Raw genomic sequence first — 19,162 nt, 5'->3', positions numbered from 1 at the left:
CCGGTTTCCGCCGGCGCCGTGCGGCGCGCGAGCAGACCTGGAACGTAGCGAGATTAGTTGGTCTTGAAGGGGAAACCGAGCGCCTTCAGCAGCGCGCGGCCCTCGTCGTCGGTCTTCGCGGTGGTGACCACCGTGATGTCCATGCCGCGGACGCGGTCGATGCGGTCCTGGTCGATCTCGTGGAACATCGACTGCTCGGTCAGGCCGAAGGTGTAGTTGCCGTTGCCGTCGAACTGGCGGTCGGACAGACCGCGGAAGTCGCGGATGCGCGGCAGGGCCAGGGTGACGAGACGGTCGAGGAACTCCCACATGCGGTCGCCGCGCAGCGTGGTGTGCGCGCCGATCGGCATGCCCTCGCGCAGCTTGAACTGCGCGATGGACTTCTTCGCCCGGGTCACGAGCGGCTTCTGGCCGGTGATCGCGGTGAGGTCGCGGACCGCGCCGTCGATCAGCTTCGAGTCCTTGGCGGCGTCACCGACGCCCATGTTCACGACGACCTTGACGACGCGCGGGATCTCCATGACGTTGCCGTAGCCGAACTGCTCCTGCAGCGCGGGGACGACGGTCTCGCGGTACTTGTCCTTGAAGCGCGGGGACACGCTGATCTCGGTGGTTTCGCTCATCACAGATCCTTGCCGGTGCTCTTGGAGACGCGGACACGGACGGTCTTCTGGCGTCCGTCGCGCTCCACGGTCTCGGTGCGGTAGCCGATGCGGGTCGGCTTGTTGGTCTCCGGGTCCACGAAGGCCACGTTGGACACGTGGATCGGGGCCTCGACCTTCTCGATGCCGCCGGCTTCGCCCTGCATGGAGGCCTTGCGGTGGCGGGTGACCACGTTGACGCCCTCGACGAGCACGCGGGAGGTCTCGGGGAACACGCGCAGGACCTTGCCCTGCTTGCCCTTGTTGTCCTTGCTGCCGGAGATGACCTGCACCAGGTCGCCGGTCTTGATCTTGAACTTCGCCATGGTCAGAGCACCTCCGGGGCCAGCGAGATGATCTTCATGAACTTCTTGTCGCGCAGCTCTCGGCCCACGGGGCCGAAGATGCGAGTACCACGGGGGTCCCCGTCGTTCTTCAGGATCACTGCGGCGTTCTCGTCGAACTTGATGTAGGAACCGTCCGGACGACGGCGCTCCTTCTTGGTGCGGACGATGACGGCCTTGACGACGTCGCCCTTCTTCACGTTGCCGCCGGGGATCGCGTCCTTGACGGTGGCGACGATGATGTCGCCGATGCCTGCGTAGCGACGTCCGGATCCACCGAGAACACGGATGGTGAGGATTTCCTTCGCACCCGTGTTGTCGGCGACCTTCAGTCGCGACTCCTGCTGAATCACTGATTACTCCTGTCGTCACGCCGGTTCCAACACCGATCGAGAGCACGGTGCGGGCCTTGCGGAACAGCTTGTCGGATGATGTGCCCTCCCCCGGCGTCGCGCGCCGGACCGGGCCCAGCCCTCCATGCCAGGAGCATCTGAACCCGCCACCAGGCGGCGCGGAGGCGCCCTGCACGCGGTCATTATGCGCTGGCACGAAGAGCTGTGGGGTGCACGGGCAGACAAAAACGCCCATACAAGCTCACCAGCTTAGCACAGACGCCGCAGCGCCCGGGCCGCCGGGGAACGGCGGCGGCCCGCCCCTCGCACGGAGGGACGGGCCGTCGCCGCGGTGGCCGGCTCGGTGGAGCCGGTCCGGTCTACTTCGCCTTCTCGATGATCTCCACGATCCGCCACCGCTTGGAGGCGGACAGCGGCCGGGTCTCGGCGATCAGCACGAGGTCGCCGACGCCGGCAGCGTTCTGCTCGTCGTGGGCCTTGACCTTCGACGAGCGGCGCATGACCTTGCCGTACAGGGCGTGCTTGACGTTGTCCTGCAGCTGCACGACGACGGTCTTGTCCATCTTGTCGGAGACCACGTAGCCGCGGCGGCTCTTGCGGTCGCCGCGCTCGGGGGCCTGCTCGGCCCCGTTGTTGATCTGCTCGGTCACTTGGCGTCCTCCTCGGAGGTGGTCTCGGCGGTGGTCTCGGCGGAGCCCGCCTGGGGCCGGATGCCGAGCTCGCGCTCGCGCAGCACCGTGTAGATGCGGGCGATGTCGCGCTTGACCGCCTTCAGGCGGGCGTTGTTCTCGAGCTGACCGGTTGCGGACTGGAAACGGAGGTTGAACAGCTCCGTCTTGGCCTTGCGCAGCGCCTCACCCAGAGAGTCCTTGTCGAGGGCCGCGAGGTTCTCGATGCTGAGATCCTTGGATCCAACAGCCATTCTCATTCACCACCTTCGCGACGCACGATGCGTGCCTTCATCGGGAGCTTGTGGATCGCCAGGCGCAGGGCCTCGCGGGCGACCTCTTCGGAGACACCGGAGAGCTCGAACATCACGCGCCCGGGCTTCACGTTGGCGACCCACCACTCGGGCGAGCCCTTGCCGGAGCCCATGCGGGTCTCGGCGGGCTTCTTGGTCAGGGGACGGTCCGGGTAGATGTTGATCCAGACCTTGCCGCCACGCTTGATGTGGCGGGTCATGGCGATACGGGCGGCCTCGATCTGACGGTTCGTCACGTAGGCCGGCGTGAGTGCCTGGATGCCCCACTCGCCGAAGGCGACGGTGGTGCCGCCCTTGGCGGCGCCCGTGCGCTTCGGGTGGTGCTGCTTGCGGAACTTCACACGACGTGGGATGAGCATTTAGTTACCACCCTCTGCGTTGGTCGCCCCCGCGGCCGGGGCCTGGGAGGCGGGGGCGGAGTCGCCGCGCTCACGGCGTCCGCCACGGTCGTTACGGTCGGTGCGACGACGGTCGCCGCCGCCGCCACGACGCTCACCCGGACCGCCGCGGCGGTCACGGTCGCCACCACGGCCGCGCGAGGGAGCGGCGGCCTGCTGGGCCGCCAGTTCCTTGGCGGTGAGGTCGCCCTTGTAGATCCAGACCTTCACGCCGATGCGGCCGAAGGTGGTCTTCGCCTCGAAGAAGCCGTAGTCGATGTTCGCGCGCAGGGTGTGCAGGGGCACACGGCCTTCGCGGTAGAACTCCGAGCGGCTCATCTCGGCGCCGCCGAGACGGCCGGCGCACTGGATCCGGATGCCCTTGGCGCCGGCGCGCTGCGCCGACTGGATGGCCTTCTTCATGGCGCGGCGGAAGGCCACGCGGGAGGCGAGCTGCTCGGCGACGCCCTGGGCGACCAGCTGGGCGTCCACCTCGGGGTTCTTGACCTCGAGGATGTTCAGCTGGATCTGCTTGCCCGTGAGCTTCTCGAGCTCGCCGCGGATGCGGTCGGCCTCGGCGCCGCGGCGGCCGATGACGATGCCGGGGCGGGCGGTGTGGATGTCCACGCGCACCCGGTCCCGGGTCCGCTCGATCTCGACCTTCGAGATGCCGGCGCGCTCCATGCCCGTGGACATGAGCTTGCGGATCTTGATGTCCTCACGGACGTAGTCCTTGTACCGCTGGCCCTCCTTGGTGGAGTCCGCGTACCAGTGCGACACGTGGTCGGTGGTGATGCCCAGCCGGAACCCGTGCGGGTTGATCTTCTGTCCCACTTAGCGGACCTCCTCGCTGTCAGGGCTCGCCACGATCACGGTGATGTGGCTCGTGCGCTTGTTGATGCGGTAGGCGCGGCCCTGGGCGCGCGGCTGGAACCGCTTCATGGTCGGACCCTCGTCGACGAAGGCCTCGCTCACCACGAGCTCGTCCTCCTTGAACGGCAGGCCGTCGCGGTCGGCCAGCTGGCGCGCGTTGGCGACCGCCGACTGGAGGACCTTGAACACCGGCTCCGAAGCGCCCTGGGGGGCGAACTTCAGAATCGCCAGAGCCTCATTCGCCTGTTGGCCACGAATCAGGTTGACGACGCGCCGGGCCTTCATAGGCGTCACGCGGATGTAGCGCGCAGATGCCTTGGCTTCCATTGCTTTCCTTCTCTCGTCTTCTCGAAGTGCTCACGCTGCGGGATCCCGGAGGATCAGCGGCGCTTGCCCTTCTTGTCGTCCTTCACATGGCCGCGGAAGGTCCGCGTGGGAGCGAACTCGCCGAGCTTGTGCCCGACCATCGACTCGGTGATGAACACGGGGATGTGCTTGCGTCCGTCGTGCACGGCGATCGTGTGCCCGAGCATGTCGGGGATGATCATCGAGCGGCGGGACCACGTCTTGATGACGTTCTTGGTGCCCTTGTCGTTCTCCTTGGCGACCTTCAGGAAAAGGTGCTGATCGACGAAAGGGCCCTTCTTCAGGCTGCGTGGCATGTGTCAGGCTCCTTAGCGCTTGTTCTTGCCGGTGCGACGACGGCGGACGATGAGCTTGTCGCTCTCCTTGTTGGGGCGGCGGGTGCGGCCCTCGGGCTTGCCGTTCGGGTTGACCGGGTGGCGGCCACCGGAGGTCTTGCCCTCGCCACCACCGTGCGGGTGGTCGACGGGGTTCATGACCACACCGCGGACGGTCGGGCGGACGCCCTTCCAGCGGTTGCGGCCGGCCTTGCCCCAGTTGATGTTCGACTGCTCGGCGTTGCCGACCTCGCCGACCGTCGCGCGGCAGCGGACGTCGACGTTGCGGATCTCGCCGGAGGGCAGGCGCAGCTGGCCGTACTTGCCCTCCTTGGCGACGAGCTGCACCGACGCGCCGGCGGAGCGGGCGAGCTTGGCGCCGCCGCCCGGACGGAGCTCGACGGCGTGGATCACGGTGCCGACGGGGATGTTGCGCAGCGGGAGGTTGTTGCCGGGCTTGATGTCGGCGCCGGGGCCCGACTCGACGACGTCGCCCTGGGAGAGCTTGTTCGGCGCGATGATGTAGCGCTTGGAGCCGTCCACGAAGTGCAGCAGCGCGATGCGCGCCGTGCGGTTGGGGTCGTACTCGATGTGCGCGACCTTGGCGTCGACGCCGTCCTTGTCGTGGCGACGGAAGTCGATGACGCGGTACTGGCGCTTGTGCCCGCCACCCTTGTGCCGGGTGGTGATGCGGCCGGTGTTGTTCCGGCCGCCCTTCTTGGGCAGCGGCCGGACCAGCGACTTCTCGGGGGTCGTGCGCGTGATTTCTGCGAAGTCGGCAACGGAGGAGCCGCGACGGCCCGGGGTTGTCGGCTTGTGCTTACGGATAGCCATGTGTCAGTTCCTCGTTAAAGTGGTCTCCGCTCAGGCGAGCGGACCGCCGAAGATGTCGATGGTGCCTTCCTTCAGGGTCACAACGGCACGCTTGGTGCCCTTGCGCTGACCCCAGCCGAAGCGCGTGCGCTTCCGCTTCCCGGCACGGTTGATGGTGTTCACGGTCTCGACCTTGACGCCGAAGATCTGCTCGACGGCGTACTTGATCTCCGTCTTGTTCGAGTCGGGCGCCACGAAGAACGTGTAGCGGCCCTCGTCGATGAGACCGTAGGACTTCTCCGAGACGACGGGTGCAATGATGACGTCGCGGGGATCCTTGATGGTGGTCGCGCTCACTTGGCGTCCTCCTGCTTCTTCTTGCCGGCGGCCGCCACGAAGGACTCGAAGGCGTCCTTGGTGAAGACCACGTCGTCGGAGACCAGCACGTCGTAGGTGTTGAGCTGGTCGGCGTAGACGGTGTGGACGTCGTCGAGGTTGCGCACCGAGAGCGCGGCCACGTCGTCGTTGCGGTGGAGCACGACCAGCAGGTTCTTCCGGTCGGTCAGCCCGCGCAGGGTCGCCGTGGCGCCCTTGGTGCTGGGGACGGAGCCCTCCACGACGGCCTCCACGACGTGGATGCGGCCGTTGCGCGCCCGGTCCGAGAGGGCTCCGCGCAGGGCGGCGGCCTTCATCTTCTTGGGGGTGCGCTGGCTGTAGTCGCGCGGGGTGGGGCCGTGCACCACGCCGCCGCCGGTCATGTGCGGGGCGCGGATCGAGCCCTGGCGCGCGCGGCCGGTGCCCTTCTGCTTGAAGGGCTTGCGGCCGGCGCCGGAGACCTCGGCGCGGTTCTTGGTCTTGTGCGTGCCCTGGCGGGCGGCCGCCAGCTGGGCGACGACGACCTGGTGCAGCAGCGGCACGTTGGTCTGGACGTCGAAGATCTCAGCGGGCAGGTCGACGTTGACGGTCTGAGTTGCCATGGCCTATCAGGCTCCCTTCACTGCGGTGCGGACGAGGACGACCGAACCCTTGGGGCCCGGCAGGGCGCCCTTGATGAGCAGCAGGGAGTTCTCGACGTCCACGGCGTGAACCGTGAGGTTCTGCGTCGTGTGACGGACGGCGCCCATGCGGCCCGCCATGCGCATGCCCTTGAACACGCGAGCGGGGTAGGACGCGCCGCCGATGGATCCCGGCTTGCGGTGGTTCTTGTGGGCACCGTGGGACGCGCCGACGCCGGAGAAGCCGTGACGCTTCATCACACCGGCCGTGCCCTTGCCCTTGGTCTTGCCGATGACGTCGACCTTCTGGCCGGCCTCGAAGAGCTCGACGGAGAGCTCCTGGCCCAGCTCGTAGGTGTCGGCGTCCGCGGTGCGGAGCTCGACGACGTGGCGGCGGGGGGTGACGCCGGCCTTCTCGAAGTGGCCGGCCAGCGGCTGGGTCACCTTGCGGGGGTCGATCGCACCGAACCCGATCTGCACGGCCGAGTAGCCGTCCCGGTCCTGGTTGCGCAGCTGGGTCACGACGTTGGAGTCCGCCTTGACGACGGTCACCGGCACGAACTTCCCGTTCTCGTCCCAGACCTGGGTCATGCCGAGCTTCGTGCCCAGCAGGCCCTTCACCTGGCGTTCGAAAGTGGTAGTCATTGGGATGCGATCCTCTTTACAGCTTGATTTCGATGTTCACGTCAGCCGGCAGGTCGAGGCGCATGAGCGAGTCGACGGCCTTCGGCGTGGGGTCGATGATGTCGATCAGCCGCTTGTGGGTGCGCATCTCGAAGTGCTCACGGCTGTCCTTGTACTTGTGCGGCGAGCGGATGACGCAGTACACGTTCTTCTCCGTGGGCAGCGGCACGGGGCCGACCACCGTGGCGCCTGCGCGCGTCACCGTCTCAACGATCTTCCGGGCCGAGACGTCGATGACCTCGTGGTCGTACGACTTCAGCCGGATGCGGATTTTCTGTCCCGCCATGGCGTCGTGACTCTCTTTCTTCAAGTACTTCCCTGTGACGGAGCATGTGCTCCTTGTGCATGGCGCCGCCTGCTGGGCGCCCCTCCACACAGACTGAATCCGGAATCCTCCGGGTTCCTCACCCTGCTGGAGCTCCGACCCCCGAACTCGGGCGTGTCGCCGCGTGCAGCACACGCGGGCGCACCGAATCCGCTGAACGGGGTGGGCTGTATGTGGTCCGTACGTGGCAGCGTCTCGGGCAGCTGGCCCTCGGTTCTGCTTCGGGTCCCGACGACTTCTCGGGTGGTGCCGGTTCGAACCGCTGAGAGCACACGTCGGCGCTTGAACAACGTCGTCCATCCTGCCAGAGATGGGCACCCGGTGCAAACGCACGCGTGCCCGCGGCGCCGCCGGCACCACGGCGTACCCGACCGTGCCGCAACCGTGAGGCTTCCGCGACCCGCGCCGGCGGGGGCGGCCGTATCCTGGCCGTGTCCGTGCACCGACGTCCGGGGAGATGGTTCCCATGCTGTCCACCACGCGACTGGTCGCGATCGTGCCCGTGCGGGACCTCGACCGCGCCCGGAACTTCTACGAGCAGACCCTCGGCCTCTCCCCCGGTGACGCCCCCGAACCGGAGGGCGTGCTGTTCAGCGACGACGGGCACATCGGTCTGCAGCTGCTGCTGCGCCCGGACGCGCCCGTGTCGGAGCTGACGCAGGCCAGCTTCAAGGTCTCCGACGTCGAGGCCGCGGTCCGGGAGCTCGAGGGCCGGGGCGTCCGCTTCGAGGACTACGACCTCCCCGGCCTGCGGACCGTGGACCATGTGGCCACCACGGAGGGGATGCGGGCCGCCTGGTTCACCGACTCCGAGGGCAACGTCCTGTGCCTGCACCAGCGCACCGGCTGAGCAGGCCCCGGACATGGCAGGACCCCCGCCGCTGCGCGAGCGACGGGGGTCCTGCTGATCGGCAAAGAGCCCGGAGGGACTACTTGATGATCTTGGTGACGCGGCCGGAGCCCACGGTGCGGCCACCCTCACGGATGGCGAAGCCGAGGCCCTCCTCCATGGCGATCGGCTGGATCAGCGCGACCGTCATCTCGGTGTTGTCGCCGGGCATGACCATCTCGGTGCCCTCGGGCAGCGTGATGACGCCGGTGACGTCGGTGGTCCGGAAGTAGAACTGCGGACGGTAGTTCGAGTAGAACGGGTTGTGACGGCCGCCCTCCTCCTTGGAGAGGATGTAGACGTTCGCCTCGAAGTCGGTGTGCGGGGTGATGGAACCCGGCTTGCACACGACCTGGCCGCGCTCGACGTCGTCACGCTTGAGACCGCGCAGCAGCAGGCCGCAGTTCTCGCCCGCCATGGCCTCGTCCATCTGCTTGTGGAACATCTCGATGCCGGTGACGGTGGTCTTCTGGACCGGGCGGATGCCGACGATCTCGACCTCGGAGTTGATCGGCAGCGTGCCGCGCTCGGCACGGCCGGTCACCACGGTGCCGCGACCGGTGATCGTGAAGACGTCCTCGATCGGCATGAGGAACGGCTTGTCCATCTCGCGGATGGGGTCCGGCACGTTCTCGTCCACGGCCTCCATGAGCTCCTCGACCTTGGAGACCCACTCGGGGTCGCCCTCGAGGGCCTTCAGGGCCGAGACGCGCACGACCGGGGCGTTGTCGCCGTCGAAGCCCTGGTCGGAGAGGAGCTCGCGCACCTCCATCTCGACGAGGTCCAGCAGCTCCTCGTCGTCGACCATGTCGGACTTGTTCAGGGCCACCAGCAGGTAGGGGACGCCCACCTGGCGGGCGAGCAGCACGTGCTCGCGGGTCTGGGCCATGGGGCCGTCGGTGGCGGCGACCACGAGGATGGCGCCGTCCATCTGCGCCGCACCGGTGATCATGTTCTTGACGTAGTCGGCGTGGCCCGGGGCGTCCACGTGAGCGTAGTGACGCTTCTCCGTCTGGTACTCGATGTGCGCGATGTTGATGGTGATGCCGCGCTGCTTCTCCTCCGGGGCGGAGTCGATGGCGCCGAAGTCGCGCTGCTCGTTCAGGTCCGGGTACTTGTCCGCCAGGACCTTGGAGATGGCAGCCGTGAGCGTCGTCTTGCCGTGGTCGACGTGGCCGATGGTGCCGATGTTGACGTGCGGCTTGGTGCGCTCGAACTTGGCCTTCGCCATGGTTGTTCCTCCTAGAACATTTGTCGAAACTTGCTCAGCACTACCCCACCGGGTGTTGGTCGGGGGGAGCTGAGGCACTCAGCAGTACTGAAACCTCTGCAAGTCTACTTTGGCTGTGCGTGATTGATGAAATTCCCGGCCGGGGCCGAGGGGTGGTGCCTACTCGCCGCGGTTCTTCTGCACGATCTCCTCGGCGACGGCCTTCGGGACCTCCGAGTAGCTGTCGAACTGCATCGAGTACACGGCGCGACCCTGGGTCTTGGACCGGAGGTCGCCGATGTAGCCGAACATCTCCGACAGCGGCACGAGGGCGCTGACCAGCTTGACGCCGCTGACGTCCTCCATGGACTGGATCTGGCCGCGGCGGGAGTTCAGGTCGCCGATGACCTCGCCCATGTACTCCTCGGGGGTGCGCACCTCGACCGCCATGAGCGGCTCGAGGAGCACGGGCTGCGCCTTGCGGGCGCCCTCCTTGAAGACCATGGAGCCGGCGATCTTGAACGCCATCTCGGAGGAGTCGACGTCGTGGTAGGCGCCGTCGAGCAGCGTGGCCTTGACGCCCACGACCGGGTAGCCGGCGAGGATGCCGAGCCGCATGGCGTCCTGGATGCCCGCGTCCACGGAGGGGATGTACTCGCGGGGCACGCGGCCGCCCGTGACCTTGTTGTCGAACTCGTAGAGCTCCTCGGCGTCCAGCGGGATCGGCTCGAAGGCCATCTGCACCTTGGCGAACTGACCGGACCCACCGGTCTGCTTCTTGTGCGTGTAGTCGATCTTCTCGACGGCCTTCTTGATCGTCTCGCGGTAGGCCACCTGGGGCTTGCCGACGTTCGCCTCGACCTTGAACTCGCGCTTCATGCGGTCCACCAGGATGTCCAGGTGGAGCTCGCCCATGCCGCCGATCTCGGTCTGGCCGGTCTCCTCGTTGAGGGACACGGTGAACGTGGGGTCCTCGGCGGAGAGCTTCTGGATCGCGACGGAGAGCTTCTCCTGGTCGCCCTTGGTCTTCGGCTCGATGGCCACCGAGATGACCGGGTCCGGGAAGGACATGGACTCCAGCACGATCGGGTTCTGGATGTCGCACAGGGTGTCGCCCGTGGTGGTGTCCTTGAGCCCGATGGCGGCGTAGATGTGGCCGGCCTGGATGGTGTCGACCGGGTTCTCCTTGTTGGAGTGCATCTGGAAGAGCTTGCCGATGCGCTCCTTCTTGCCCTTGGTGGAGTTCAGCACCTGGTCGCCGTTGCCGGCCTTGCCGGAGTACACGCGGATGTAGGTCAGCTGCCCGTAGAAGGGGTGGGTGGCGACCTTGAACGCGAGCGCGGAGAACGGCGCGGTCGAGTCGACCGGGCGGGTGAGGATCTCCTCCTCGTCGTTGAGCGCGTGGCCCTCGACGTTCGGCACGTCCAGCGGGGACGGCAGGAAGTCGATCACGGCGTCGAGCATCGGCTGCACGCCGCGGTTCTTGAACGCGGAGCCGCACAGCACGGGGTAGGCCTGCGAGTTGATGGTCAGCTTGCGGACGCCGGCCTTCAGCTCGTCGAGGGTCAGCTCCTCGCCGCCGAGGTACTTCTCCATCAGGTCGTCGTCGGCCTCGGCCACGGCCTCGACCAGCTCGTTGCGGTACTGCTCGGCCCGCTCCTGGAGATCGGCGGGGATGTCCTCGATCTCGTACTTGGCGCCCATGGAGACGTCGCCCTTGGAGTCGCCGGGCCACACGAAGGCCTTCATGGTGAGCAGGTCGACGACGCCGGTGAACGCGGACTCGGAGCCGATCGGCAGCTGCATGACCAGCGGCTTGGCGCCGAGGCGGTTGATGATGGTGTCGACGGTGAAGTAGAAGTCGGCGCCCAGCTTGTCCATCTTGTTGACGAAGCAGATGCGGGGGACGTCGTACTTGTCGGCCTGGCGCCAGACCGTCTCCGACTGGGGCTCGACGCCCTCCTTGCCGTCGAAGACGGCGACGGCGCCGTCGAGCACGCGCAGGGAGCGCTCGACCTCGACCGTGAAGTCCACGTGGCCGGGGGTGTCGATGATGTTGATCTGGTTGTCGTGCCAGTAGCAGGACGTCGCGGCCGACGTGATGGTGATGCCGCGCTCCTGCTCCTGCGCCATCCAGTCCATGGTGGAGGCACCATCGTGGGTCTCGCCGATCTTGTGGGAGATACCGGTGTAGAACAGGATGCGTTCGGTGGTGGTGGTCTTCCCGGCATCGATGTGGGCCATGATGCCGATGTTGCGGACCTTCTTGAGGTCGGTAAGCACGTCAAGTGCCACGGTGTTTCCCTTCAGGAGATGGTGCCGGCGGCCTGTCGGCCCGGTGGGGCCGACAGGCCGAAGAAGATTCTACCAGCGGTAGTGGGCGAAGGCCTTGTTGGACTCCGCCATCTTGTGGGTGTCCTCGCGGCGCTTCACGGCGGCACCGAGACCGTTGGACGCGTCCAGGATCTCGTTCTGCAGACGCTCCGTCATGGTGTTCTCGCGGCGGAGCTTGGAGTAGCCCACGAGCCAGCGCAGGGACAGGGCCTGGGCGCGGCCGGGCTTGACCTCCACGGGCACCTGGTAGGTGGCGCCGCCGACGCGGCGGGACTTCACCTCGAGGGCCGGCTTGACGTTCTCCAGGGCCTTCTTGAGGGTGGCGACGGGGTCGGCGCCGGTCTTGCCGCGGACGCCCTCGAGGGCGCCGTAGACGATGCGCTCGGCGGTGGACTTCTTGCCGTCCTGGAGGACCTTGTTGATCAGCTGCGTGACGACCGGGGAGCTGTAGACCGGGTCGACGACGAGCGGGCGCTTGGGAGCGGGACCCTTACGAGGCATTACTTCTTCTCCTTCTTGGCGCCGTAGCGGGAACGGGCCTGCTGGCGGCCCTTGACACCCTGGGTGTCGAGCGCGCCGCGGACGATCTTGTAGCGGACACCGGGGAGGTCCTTCACGCGACCGCCGCGGACGAGCACGATGGAGTGCTCCTGGAGGTTGTGGCCCTCACCGGGGATGTAGGCCGTGACCTCGATGCCGCCGTTGAGCTTCACGCGGGCGACCTTGCGCAGCGCGGAGTTGGGCTTCTTGGGGGTGGTGGTGTACACGCGGGTGCACACACCGCGCTTCATGGGGCTGCCCTTGAGTGCGGGCGCCTTGGTCTTGACGACCTTCGGGGTCCGGCCCTTGCGGACCAGCTGCTGGATTGTAGGCACAGTGTCTCCTGATTGGACGGGCCGCGGCAGCGGCCCGCTGGATGGTCGGCTCCCCCGCGACCGGCCGGGGCCGGGAACGGGTGCAGCGCCTGGCGTGGGCCCGGCGGGCGGGCACCACGGCGTCCGCGCTGCCGGCACGTGGGCAGACGAAAAGGATGGCATTTTGGTACACACCGCGTACCAGAGGACCGAGTCCGTTCTGCCATTGATTCCCGCGGCCCCCGGCGGCGCTGGTGAGCGCCGGCGGACGACCGTGCAATTCCTCGACAGCCTATCAGATCGGCCCGTTCCGGGAAAACAGGGGGCCGGGAGGGCTCAGCGCCCGGTCGCGGCGAGGTCCGCGGAGATCCGCCGGGCGCACTCGAGCAGCGCCGGGACAACGTCGCGCACGGGGTCCCCCGCGCTCGCGCCCGGCATGCCCACGCGCATGGACACGTTGACGGCCGCGACCACGCGCCCCGCCCGGTCCGTGACGGGGGCGGCGAGCGAGCGAAGGCCGATCTCCAGCTCCTGGTCCACGAGCGCCCACCCCTGGGCGCGGACCCGCCGCAGGTCGGCCTCGAGGGCGGCGGGGTCCGTGAGGGTGTGCTCGGTGAGGCGCTCGAGCCGGGCCGTGCGCAGGTACTCGGCGAGCTGCTGGACGTCGAGTCCGGCGAGCAGGACCCGGCCCATGGACGTGGCGTGGGCCGGGAAGCGGGTGCCGACGGCGATCGCCACGGTCATGATCCGGTGCGTGGACACCCGGGCCACGTAGACGATGTCGGAGCCGTCCAGCACGGAGGCGGAGGTGGACTCCTCGACCTGCGCGGACAGCGCCTCCAGGTGCGGCCCGGCCAGGGCCGGCAGCGACAGCGCGGAGAGGTAGGAGAAGCCCAGCTGGAGCACCCGGGGGGTGAGCTCGAACAGGCGCCCGTCCGTGCGGACGTAGCCCAGCTCCTCCAGCGTCAGCAGGAACCGGCGGGCGGTGGCCCGGGTCAGGCCGGTGCGCCGGGCCACGTCGCTGAGAGTCATGCGGGGGTGCCGGGCGTCGAAGGCGGTGATCACCTGCAGCCCGCGGGCGAGGGACTGCACGAACTGCCCGGGCGTCCCCCGCTCCTCCGCGGGGTCGGTCCGGTCCTGCTCGGTCATCGGTGGCCTCCTCGGAGCCTGGGGCGGGTGCGCGGCGGGCCGCCGCGCACCCGGTGCCGCGCCGTGCTCAGCGGGCGGGCCGCAGCGGGACGTCGACGATCCGCCGCAGCTCCTCGAAGCTCGTGCCGAAGGTCTCGCGCACGCTCAGCCCGTCCGCCTCCACGAGGAAGACGGCCTGGTCGGTGTAGATCCGGGACACGCAGCCCACGCCGGTGAGCGGCATGGTGCACCGCTCCACCAGCTTGGCCTGTCCTCCCCGGCTCTGCAACGACATCATCACGAAGGTCTGCTTCGCCCCGGTGGCCAGGTCCATCGCCCCGCCCACGGCGGGGATCGCGTCCGGGCTGCCGGTGTGCCAGTTGGCGAGGTTGCCGTGCACGTCGACCTGGAAGGCCCCGAGCACGCAGCAGTCGAGGTGGCCGCCGCGCATCATGGCGAAGGAGTCGGCGTGGTGGAAGTAGGAGCACCCGGGGGTCTCCAGCACGGGGATCTTGCCGGCGTTGATGAGATCGGGATCCACCTCCTCGCCCTGGGCCGCGGGGCCCATGCCGAGCATCCCGTTCTCGGTGTGCAGGGTGACGTCGTCCTCCGCGGTGAGGTGGTCGGCGACGAGGGTCGGCTGCCCGATCCCCAGGTTGACGTAGGACCCCGCCGGGATGTCCCGGGCCACGACGCGGGCCAGCTCCTCCGGGCGCAGGGGCGTCGGGGACGTCATGGGCACGACGCCCGCGCGCTCCTGGCGCGCGCTGTCCTGGCCTGCGCCGCCGGTCCCGTCCGTGCCGGGGTCCGTGCCGCTGTTCGGGTCCGTCCCGCTGCTCGGGTCCGTGCCGGTGTGCTCGCTCATGTCAGCGCTCCTCTCGGGGGTCGGTCCGGGCCGGGGCGGCGATCCGCACGACCGTGTCCACGTAGATGCCGGGGGTGACGACGACCTCGGGGTCGAGCGCCCCGCGTGCGACGACATCGGTGACCTGCACGATCGAGGTGTCGGCCGCGGCGGCCATGACGGGGCCGAAGTTGCGCGCCGTCTTGCGGTAGACGAGGTTGCCCGCCGCATCGGCGACGTGCGCCTTGGTCAGGGAGAAGTCGGCCCGGAGGGGGTGCTCCAGGATGTGGTGCCGGCCGTCGATCTCCCGGACCTCCTTGCCCTCGGCCAGCGGGGTGCCGTAGCCGGTGGGCGTGAAGAACGCCCCGATGCCGGCCCCGGCGGCGCGGATCCGCTCGGCCAGGTTGCCCTGGGGCACGACCTCGAGCTCGATCTGCCCGGCCCGGTACTTCTCGTCGAAGTGCCACGAGTCGGACTGCCGCGGGAAGGAGCAGACGATCTTCCGGACCCGGCCCAGCTGGATCAGCCGGGCCAGCCCCACGTCACCGTTGCCGGCGTTGTTGTTGACGACGGTGAGATCGCCGGCGCCGTGCTCGATCAGCGCGTCGATGAGCTCGACGGGCTGGCCGGCCACGCCGAAGCCGCCGATCATGACGGTGGCGCCGTCGTGGATCGGGGCCACGGCCTGCGCGCAGCTCTCTGCGATGTTCAGCATGCGATGTGCCTTCCTTCGGTGGTCTGGGTGCGGCCCGGCCGGGGTCTCAGGCGTTCTCGTTCTCGAGCACGACGGCCAGTCCCTGGCCCACGCCGATGCAGATGGCCGCCACGCCCCAGCGGGCCCCGGAGGCCTGCAGGGACCGCGCCAGGGTGCCGAGGATCCGGGTGCCGGAGGCCCCGAGCGGGTGGCCGATCGCGATGGCCCCGCCGTGCCGGTTGACGATGCCCGGGTCGACGCCCCAGGCGTCGAGACAGGCCAGGGACTGGGCGGCGAAGGCCTCGTTGAGCTCCACGGCGGCGACGTCGTCCCAGGAGATCCCGGCCCGGCGCAGCGCGAGGTTCGCGGCCTCGACCGGGGCGAAGCCGAAGTACTGGGGCTCGTTGGCGGCGGCCCCCCGGCCGGCGATCCGGGCCAGCGGCGCCAGGCCGGTGAGCTCGGCGGCCCGCGCCGAGCCCAGCAGGGCGGCCGAGGCCCCGTCGTTGAGCGGCGAGGCGTTGCCGGCGGTCACGGTGCCGCCCTGCTCCGGGGTGCGGAAGACGGTCCTCAGCCCGCCCAGCTTCTCGACGGTGGAGGAGGCCCGCACGGACTCGTCGCGGGTCAGCTCCGTACCGGGCACCGGGACGGTGAGGTCGTCGTAGAAGCCCTCGTCCCACGCCTGCTGGGTGCGCTGGTGGGAGCGGAACGCGAACTCGTCCATCCGCTCGCGGGTGATCCCGTGCCGTTCGGCCAGCTGCTCCGTGGCCTCGCCCAGGGACACCGTCCACTCGGGGTCCATGTTCTTGTTCACGAGCCGCCAGCCCAGCGTGGTGGAGGCCAGGGCCAGGTCCCCCGCCGGGTAGGGCCTCTCCGTCTTCGGCAGCACCCAGGGCGCCCGGCTCATCGACTCGACCCCGCCCACGAGCACCACGTCGGCCTCGCCGGCGCCGATCTGCCGGGAGGCGATGATCGCCGCGTCCAGGGAGGAGCCGCAGAGACGGTTGACGGTGGTGCCGGGGATCCCCACCGGCAGGCCGGCCAGCAGGGTGGCCATCCGGGCGACGTTGCGGTTCTCCTCCCCCGCGCCGTTGGCATTGCCCAGGACCACCTCGTCGATCGCGGCCGGGTCGAGCCCGGGAGCGCGCCGCACCTGCTCGCCGATCACCAGGGCGGCCAGGTCGTCGGGACGCACCCCGGCCAGGGCGCCGCCGAAGCGGCCGAACGGGGTGCGCACGGCGTCGTAGATGTAGGCCTCGGTCATGGTGGTCCTTCCTGGCGTACGGGGCACGTCGGTCACGGGGTGTCGGTCACGGGGTGTCGGGCGGGGCGCGGCGGGAGGTCAGGAGGCCGGGGGCACGGCGTCGCCGGCGGCCTCCGCGTCGAGGGCGTCGAGGACCTGCTTCGCGTGCTTGAAGGCGTTGTTGGCGGAGGGCACGGAGAGGTAGATCGCCGACTGCAGCAGGATCTCCTGGATCTCCTCCCGCGCCAGGCCGTTGCGCAGCGCGGCGCGCACGTGCATCTCGAACTCCTCCCAGTGCCCGGCGGCGATGAGCGCGGTGAGGGTGACGGCGCTGCGCATCCTGCGGTCCAGTCCGGGGCGGGTCCAGATCTCGCCCCAGGCGTAGCGGGTGATGAGGTCCTGGAACGGCGCGGTGAAGGCGTCCTTGCCGGCCTCGGCGCGGTCCACGTGGGCGTCGGAGAGCACCTCGCGGCGCACGGCCATGCCCTCGTCGTGCGCCTGCTGCTCGGTGCGGCGGGGGTCCTGGCTCATGCCCGGGCTCCTTCGGGGTCGGTGGGGACGGCGGCGAAGTGCCCGGCCAGCAGGCGGGCGACCTCCAGCGGCGCCTCGGCGGGCAGCAGGTGGGCGGCGCCCTCGAGCACCACGGTGCGCCCGCCGGTGGCGGCGGCCAGCTCCGCCACGGCCTCGGGCGGGACCGGCTGGTCGTGCGCGCCGGCCACCGCCAGCACGGGCGCGTCCACGGCGGCGAGCCGTCCGCGGACGTCGAAGGCGCCGAGGGCCTCGCAGACCCGGGCGTAGGAGGCGCGGTCCGCGTCCTGCAGGTCGTGCAGCAGCTCCGTGGCCGTGACCGGGTTCCGCTGGAGGAACCCGGGGGCGAACCACCGCCGGGCCGAGCCCTCGACCTGGGTGGGGGTGCCGGCGGCGGCCACGAGCCGGGCGCGCTCGGCCCAGCCGGCGGGCTCGCCGACGCGGGCGGCGGTGCCCAACAGGACGGCGGCGCGCACCCGGCCGGGGGCGTCGAGGAGCAGCTGCTGGCCGACGCAGCCGCCCACGGAGTTCCCGGCGTAGAAGAACGGTCGTTCGACCGAGGTCGCCTCCTGGAAGCGGTCGACGGCATCGAGCACCCCCTGGGCGAGCTCGGCCATGCCGAATGCTCCCGGGCAGGCCGGCGAGGCGCCGTGGCCGGGCAGGTCCCAGCCGACCACCCGGTAGTCGCCCTCGAGCGCGCGGGCGGTGGCCGACCACAGCGAGGTCACGGAGGTGCCGAGGGAGGGCCCGAGCACGACCAGCGGCGCCTGCGCCGAGGGGGCCGGGCGGTCGGTGAACTCGACGAGGGTCAGGGCGGGGACGCTCATGCGGGTGCTCCTGGGGTCGGGCGGGCGGCGGGCGGGGGGCTTCCGGCGGTGCGGCGGTGGCGCTCGAGCACCCGGTCGATCAGCAGGTCGTGGGCGCCGAGGTAGCCGGTGGGCTCCAGCAGCCCGGCCACGGTGGTTCCGTCCACCGGTGTCCCGTCGGGCAGGGTGGTGCCCGCGGCGAGCCGGAGCAGGGCCTCCTCCAGGGCCTGCCGGTCGGTGGCGTGCTCCCGCACGGCCGCCTGCACCTGCTGCGCGCCCGTGCTGCCGTCCGCCGCGGGCGGCAGCAGCGGGGCGAGCGCGGCGCTGATCCGCTCGGCGAGCACCCCGGGACCGGAGGCCTCGAGGTGGGCCCGCATCCGGGAGGCGTCCACGCCCAGCCCGGCGGTGAGCTCGGCCGCGTGCGAGGACGCCGCGACGGCCAGCCGGGCGAGCTCCCGCAGGGCGGGCCACTCGGCGTGCCAGGCCCCGTCGGGGCGCTCGTCCACGACCGCGGCGGCCGCGACGTGGAGCTGGGCCACGAGCTGCGGCGCGGTGAGCGCGGTGCGCTTGAGCAGCACCGACAGCACCGGGTTCTGCTTCTGCGGCATCGCCGAGGACACGCCCCGGCCCGCGGCGGCCGGCTCCCGCAGCTCCCCGAGCTCGGGCCGGGAGAGCAGCAGCACGTCGTTGGCGATCCGGCCCAGCGCCGCGCAGACGGCCGCGAAGGTGTGGGCGGCCCGCAGCACGGGCCGTCGCGCGGTGTGCCACACGTGGGGCGGGCGGTCCAGGCCGAGCTCCCCGGCCCAGGCCCCGGCGAGGTCCAGGGCCTGCTGCGCGGCGTCCGGGGCGCCGGGGAAGAGGGCCACGGTCCCGGCGAGGGTGCCGGCGGCCCCGCCGCAGGCCAGCGGGGGCCGGGCGAGCGCGGCGAGGTCCTCCTCGAGGTCCTGCAGCCCGGCGAGCCAGCCGGCCGCCTTGAGCCCGAAGGTGGTGGGCAGGGCGTGCTGGGTGAGGGTGCGGGCGGCCTGGACGGTGCCGCGGTGCTCGTCGGCGAGGCGGGCCAGGGCGTCCTGGGCAGCGCGCAGGTCCCGGGTGAGGGGTTCGGCGGCGCGGCGGACGACCAGCATCATCGCGGTGTCCATGACGTCCTGGCTGGTCAGCCCGCGGTGGACGAAGCGTACCGCGTCCGGGTCGAGCCGCCCCAGCCGGCGGCGGTAGTCGGCCAGCAGCGGGATGACCGGGTTGCCGCCGCCCTCGGCCCGCCGGGCCAGGTCCGCGGCGTCGTAGTCCCCGGCCCGGGCGGCCGCCCGGGCGGCGTCGGCGGCGGCCGCCGGGGCCAGTCCGGCCCCGGCCTGCGCGGCGACCCAGGCGGCCTCGGCGTCGAGCAGCGCCTGGAGGACCGCGGTGTCGTCCGTGGCCGCGGCGCCGCGGTGGGCTCCGGGGCTGAGCAGTCCGACGTCGGTCATGCGGGTCCTCCTGGGTGCTCGGCCGGCCGGCGCCGGCGCGGTGGGGGCGGCTCCCCGCACAGGTGGCTCGGTCCGGCCGGGCCCCCTGTGCGGGGAGGTCACTGC

At 70.3% G+C, this 19,162-nt stretch carries 26 protein-coding genes; 1 reads left to right on the top strand and 25 read right to left on the bottom strand.

The window, feature by feature from the left end; all coding sequences use genetic code 11:
- Positions 1–53 precede the first annotated feature (53 nt).
- From rplE to rpsJ, 14 genes are all read right to left on the bottom strand, one after another.
- The gene (gene rplE, locus PU704_RS16885; protein WP_047804319.1) at positions 54–623 is read right to left on the bottom strand and encodes a 50S ribosomal protein L5; all 570 of its coding nucleotides are present in this window, start codon (positions 621–623) and stop codon (positions 54–56) included.
- Positions 623–967 (bottom strand): 50S ribosomal protein L24, encoded by a 345-nt coding sequence (gene rplX, locus PU704_RS16880; protein ID WP_047804320.1) that lies wholly within the window; start codon positions 965–967, stop codon positions 623–625. The genes rplE and rplX overlap by 1 nt, the downstream gene beginning before the upstream one ends.
- Positions 968–969: 2 nt before the next feature.
- Positions 970–1,338 carry a 50S ribosomal protein L14 gene (rplN, locus tag PU704_RS16875; RefSeq protein ID WP_017833306.1) on the bottom strand — a complete coding sequence of 123 codons (369 nt, stop codon included), beginning with the start codon at positions 1,336–1,338 and terminating at the stop codon, positions 970–972.
- A 359-nt stretch (positions 1,339–1,697) separates the two neighbouring features.
- Complete coding sequence (rpsQ, locus tag PU704_RS16870) at positions 1,698–1,988, bottom strand: 30S ribosomal protein S17 (protein ID WP_047803929.1); 291 nt, start codon at positions 1,986–1,988, stop codon at positions 1,698–1,700.
- Entirely contained in the window at positions 1,985–2,260 is a 276-nt protein-coding gene (gene rpmC / locus PU704_RS16865) for a 50S ribosomal protein L29 (RefSeq protein WP_047803928.1), read from the bottom strand. The genes rpsQ and rpmC overlap by 4 nt, the downstream gene beginning before the upstream one ends.
- Positions 2,261–2,262: 2 nt before the next feature.
- Entirely contained in the window at positions 2,263–2,679 is a 417-nt protein-coding gene (gene rplP, locus PU704_RS16860; protein ID WP_047803927.1) for a 50S ribosomal protein L16, read from the bottom strand.
- Positions 2,680–3,531: a 30S ribosomal protein S3 gene (gene rpsC, locus PU704_RS16855; RefSeq protein WP_162459451.1), complete on the bottom strand. Its 852-nt coding sequence runs from the start codon at positions 3,529–3,531 to the stop codon at positions 2,680–2,682.
- A complete protein-coding gene (gene rplV, locus PU704_RS16850) occupies positions 3,532–3,897 on the bottom strand; it encodes a 50S ribosomal protein L22 (RefSeq protein WP_047803925.1) in 366 nt (121 codons plus the stop codon).
- Between the two features lie 53 nt (positions 3,898–3,950).
- The gene (gene rpsS, locus PU704_RS16845) at positions 3,951–4,232 is read right to left on the bottom strand and encodes a 30S ribosomal protein S19 (RefSeq protein ID WP_047803924.1); all 282 of its coding nucleotides are present in this window, start codon (positions 4,230–4,232) and stop codon (positions 3,951–3,953) included.
- A gap of 12 nt (positions 4,233–4,244) precedes the next feature.
- Positions 4,245–5,084 (bottom strand): 50S ribosomal protein L2, encoded by an 840-nt coding sequence (gene rplB, locus PU704_RS16840; RefSeq protein WP_017833299.1) that lies wholly within the window; start codon positions 5,082–5,084, stop codon positions 4,245–4,247.
- 30 nt (positions 5,085–5,114) lie between these two features.
- Positions 5,115–5,420: a 50S ribosomal protein L23 gene (rplW, locus tag PU704_RS16835; RefSeq protein ID WP_047803923.1), complete on the bottom strand. Its 306-nt coding sequence runs from the start codon at positions 5,418–5,420 to the stop codon at positions 5,115–5,117.
- A complete protein-coding gene (gene rplD, locus PU704_RS16830) occupies positions 5,417–6,040 on the bottom strand; it encodes a 50S ribosomal protein L4 (RefSeq protein ID WP_047803922.1) in 624 nt (207 codons plus the stop codon). The genes rplW and rplD overlap by 4 nt, the downstream gene beginning before the upstream one ends.
- 6 nt (positions 6,041–6,046) lie before the next feature.
- Entirely contained in the window at positions 6,047–6,703 is a 657-nt protein-coding gene (gene rplC / locus PU704_RS16825; protein ID WP_047803921.1) for a 50S ribosomal protein L3, read from the bottom strand.
- 16 nt (positions 6,704–6,719) lie between these two features.
- Positions 6,720–7,028, bottom strand: a complete 309-nt coding sequence (gene rpsJ / locus PU704_RS16820; protein ID WP_003803825.1) for a 30S ribosomal protein S10 — start codon at positions 7,026–7,028, stop codon at positions 6,720–6,722.
- A 505-nt stretch (positions 7,029–7,533) separates the two neighbouring features.
- On the opposite strand from rpsJ, the gene PU704_RS16815 reads away from it, so the two are divergent.
- Positions 7,534–7,917: a VOC family protein gene (locus tag PU704_RS16815; protein WP_277552110.1), complete on the top strand. Its 384-nt coding sequence runs from the start codon at positions 7,534–7,536 to the stop codon at positions 7,915–7,917.
- Positions 7,918–7,996: 79 nt separating this feature from the next.
- Here the strand turns inward: PU704_RS16815 and tuf are convergent, their stop codons facing one another.
- From tuf to PU704_RS16760, 11 genes are all read right to left on the bottom strand, one after another.
- Complete coding sequence (gene tuf / locus PU704_RS16810) at positions 7,997–9,187, bottom strand: elongation factor Tu (protein ID WP_277552109.1); 1,191 nt, start codon at positions 9,185–9,187, stop codon at positions 7,997–7,999.
- Positions 9,188–9,346: 159 nt separating this feature from the next.
- Positions 9,347–11,461 (bottom strand): elongation factor G, encoded by a 2,115-nt coding sequence (fusA, locus tag PU704_RS16805; RefSeq protein WP_277552108.1) that lies wholly within the window; start codon positions 11,459–11,461, stop codon positions 9,347–9,349.
- A 69-nt stretch (positions 11,462–11,530) separates the two neighbouring features.
- On the bottom strand, positions 11,531–12,001 hold the full coding sequence (rpsG, locus tag PU704_RS16800; RefSeq protein WP_047803917.1) for a 30S ribosomal protein S7: 471 nt from the start codon (positions 11,999–12,001) through the stop codon (positions 11,531–11,533).
- Positions 12,001–12,375, bottom strand: a complete 375-nt coding sequence (gene rpsL, locus PU704_RS16795; RefSeq protein ID WP_062734959.1) for a 30S ribosomal protein S12 — start codon at positions 12,373–12,375, stop codon at positions 12,001–12,003. Before rpsL ends, rpsG begins: the two co-directional genes overlap by 1 nt.
- Before the next feature lie 315 nt (positions 12,376–12,690).
- A complete protein-coding gene (locus tag PU704_RS16790; protein ID WP_277552107.1) occupies positions 12,691–13,503 on the bottom strand; it encodes an IclR family transcriptional regulator domain-containing protein in 813 nt (270 codons plus the stop codon).
- Positions 13,504–13,570: 67 nt separating this feature from the next.
- Positions 13,571–14,218, bottom strand: a complete 648-nt coding sequence (locus PU704_RS16785; protein WP_277552127.1) for a 3-oxoacid CoA-transferase subunit B — start codon at positions 14,216–14,218, stop codon at positions 13,571–13,573.
- A gap of 130 nt (positions 14,219–14,348) precedes the next feature.
- Entirely contained in the window at positions 14,349–15,041 is a 693-nt protein-coding gene (locus PU704_RS16780) for a 3-oxoacid CoA-transferase subunit A (protein WP_277552106.1), read from the bottom strand.
- Between the two features lie 46 nt (positions 15,042–15,087).
- Entirely contained in the window at positions 15,088–16,281 is a 1,194-nt protein-coding gene (locus PU704_RS16775) for a thiolase family protein (RefSeq protein ID WP_277552105.1), read from the bottom strand.
- 78 nt (positions 16,282–16,359) lie between these two features.
- Positions 16,360–16,791, bottom strand: coding sequence for a 4-carboxymuconolactone decarboxylase (gene pcaC, locus PU704_RS16770; RefSeq protein ID WP_277552104.1), 432 nt, complete (start codon positions 16,789–16,791; stop codon positions 16,360–16,362).
- Positions 16,788–17,615, bottom strand: a complete 828-nt coding sequence (locus PU704_RS16765; protein WP_277552103.1) for an alpha/beta fold hydrolase — start codon at positions 17,613–17,615, stop codon at positions 16,788–16,790. Before PU704_RS16765 ends, pcaC begins: the two co-directional genes overlap by 4 nt.
- Positions 17,612–19,057: a lyase family protein gene (locus tag PU704_RS16760; protein WP_277552102.1), complete on the bottom strand. Its 1,446-nt coding sequence runs from the start codon at positions 19,055–19,057 to the stop codon at positions 17,612–17,614. The genes PU704_RS16765 and PU704_RS16760 overlap by 4 nt, the downstream gene beginning before the upstream one ends.
- Positions 19,058–19,162 lie beyond the last annotated feature (105 nt).

The organism is Kocuria oceani (genome assembly GCF_029524215.1).
GTDB classification, from domain to species: Bacteria; Actinomycetota; Actinomycetes; order Actinomycetales; family Micrococcaceae; genus Kocuria; species Kocuria oceani.
The sequence above is the reverse complement of the archived record's forward strand: the minus strand, read 5'-3'. Positions and strand labels throughout refer to the sequence as shown.